The sequence below is a fragment of the uncultured Amnibacterium sp. genome, from assembly GCF_964244015.1.
Lineage (GTDB): Bacteria > Actinomycetota > Actinomycetes > Actinomycetales > Microbacteriaceae > Amnibacterium.
Genome location: NZ_CAXTHO010000213.1, coordinates 1 through 2,143 on the forward strand (window position 1 = coordinate 1; position 2,143 = coordinate 2,143).

Annotated in this window: 1 protein-coding gene; it reads right to left on the reverse strand. The window is 72.0% G+C overall.

The genetic code is table 11. The features are described 5' to 3' along the window. Nucleotides 1–2,143 (reverse strand): error-prone DNA polymerase (locus ACFE67_RS14930; protein ID WP_375407657.1); only part of this gene is annotated, 2,143 nt, incomplete at both ends.

Below are 2,143 nucleotides of genomic sequence, written 5' to 3' on the forward strand. Positions count from 1 at the left end.
TGGGATCGAACTCCGCGGAGACCGGCGGCTGCTCGGGGTCGAGGCAGGCGTCGCGGGATGGCGGGACGTGTCCGAGGATCGCCTCCATCCCCGCGTCCGCACCGGACAGGTTGATGTCCGGCCGCCGCACGACCACCCCGTGCCGGCGGGCGTCGGCGGTGAGGGAGGCGGGGGAGTAGAACCCCATCGGCTGCGCGCGCAGCAGCGAGGCGAGGAACACCCCCGGGTAGTGGAGGCGCATCCAGGCGGACGCGTAGACGAGCAGCGCGAACGACAGCGAGTGGCTCTCCGCGAAGCCGAAGCTCGCGAACGCCTGGATCTTGCCGTAGATCTCGTCGGCCTTCTCACCGGTGATGCCGTTGCCGGCCATCCCGGCGTACAGCTTCCCCTTCAACGACTCGATCTTCTCGATCCCGCGCTTCGACCCCATCGCGCGGCGCAGCAGGTCCGCGTCCTCGCCCGAGCACCCGCCGACCGCCATCGCGATCTGCATCAGCTGCTCCTGGAAGATCGGCACCCCCATCGTGCGCTCGAGCACCGGCTCGAGCAGCGGGTGGAGGTAGGAGACCGGCTCGTCGCCGCGCCGCCGCCGCACGATCGGGTGCACGGCGCCGCCCTGGATCGGGCCGGGCCGGATCAGGGCGACCTCGATCGCGAGGTCGTAGAACTTCCGGGGCAGGAACCGGGGCAGCAGCCCCAGCTGCGCCCGCGACTCCACCTGGAAGATCCCGACCGCGTCCGCCCGGCACAGCTGGTCGTAGACGCCCTGCTCCTCCTTCGGGATCGTCTCGAGCCTCCACCGCTCACCCGTGTGCCGCGCCGCGAGGTCGAACGAGTACTGCAGCGCCGCGAGCATCCCGAGGCCGAGCAGGTCGAACTTCACCAGGCCCATGTAGGCGCAGTCGTCCTTGTCCCACTGCAGGACGGTGCGGTGCTCCATGCGGGCGTGCTCGATCGGCACGACCTCGCCGACGGGCCGGTCGGTCAGCACCATGCCGCCGGAGTGGATACCGAGGTGCCGCGGCGCTTTCAGCAGCTGCCCGGCCAGATCGACGACGGGGCCGGGGATGTCGTGGTCGTCGGAGGAGGTGACGGCGCCCCAGCGCTCCACCTGCCGGCTCCACGCGTCCTGCTGCCCAGTGGACGCGCCGAGCGCCTTCGCCATGTCGCGCACCGCGTTCTTCGGCCGGTAGGTGATCACGTTCGCGACCTGCGCCGCGTTCCGGCGTCCGTAGGTCCGGTAGACGTGCTGGATCACCTCCTCCCGCCGGTCGGAGTCGAAGTCGACGTCGATGTCGGGCTCCTCGTCGCGGAGGGCGGACAGGAAGCGCTCGAACGGCAGGTCGAAGAAGATCGAGTCGACCGCGGTGATCGACAGCAGGTAGCAGACGGCGGAGTTCGCGGCCGACCCGCGGCCTTGGCAGAGGATGCCCTGGCTGCGTGCGTAGTCGACGATGCCGTGCACGATCAGGAAGTAGCCGGGGAAGTCCTTCTCCTCGATCACCGCGAGCTCCCGCTCGATGCGGGCGAGGTGCGCGGGCGTCGCCTTCGGGTACTTCACCGGGATCGCGTCGTGCACCAGCTGCCGCAGCCACGACATCGGGGTGTGCCCCGCAGGCACCGGCAGCTTCGGCAGGCCCGGCTTCAGGCTGCGGAGCACGAAGCGGGTCTCGTCTGCGATCTCGACCGTGGTCGAGGTGGCGCCGGGGTAGCGGGCGAACCGCTCGCGCTGCTCGGCTCCGCTGCGCAGGTGGCTGACGGCGGCGGGCAGCCAGCCGTCCATGTCGTCGAGGCTGCGGCGCGCGCGCACCGCGGCGAGCGCGGTCGCGAGCCGGCGGCGCTCGGGGGAGGCGGCGTGCGCGTTGGAGGTGGCGACGAAGCGGAGGCGGCGCTCCAGCGCGAGCGCGTGCAGGGCGTCGTTCGCCGGGCCGTCGAGCGGGTCGCCGCTGTCGAACAGCTCGACCACGACGCCGTCCCGCCCGAACACGTCGACGAGCCGGTCGAGCTCCCGCGCCGCTGCGTCGGCATCGAGGCCGGAGGGGGTGACGAGCGCCTGCCGCACCCGGCCCTTCCTGCAGCCGGTGAGGGCGATCACCTGCCCGGCGAGGCGGTCGGCGATCATCGCCTCGTCGTACTCGGGGCG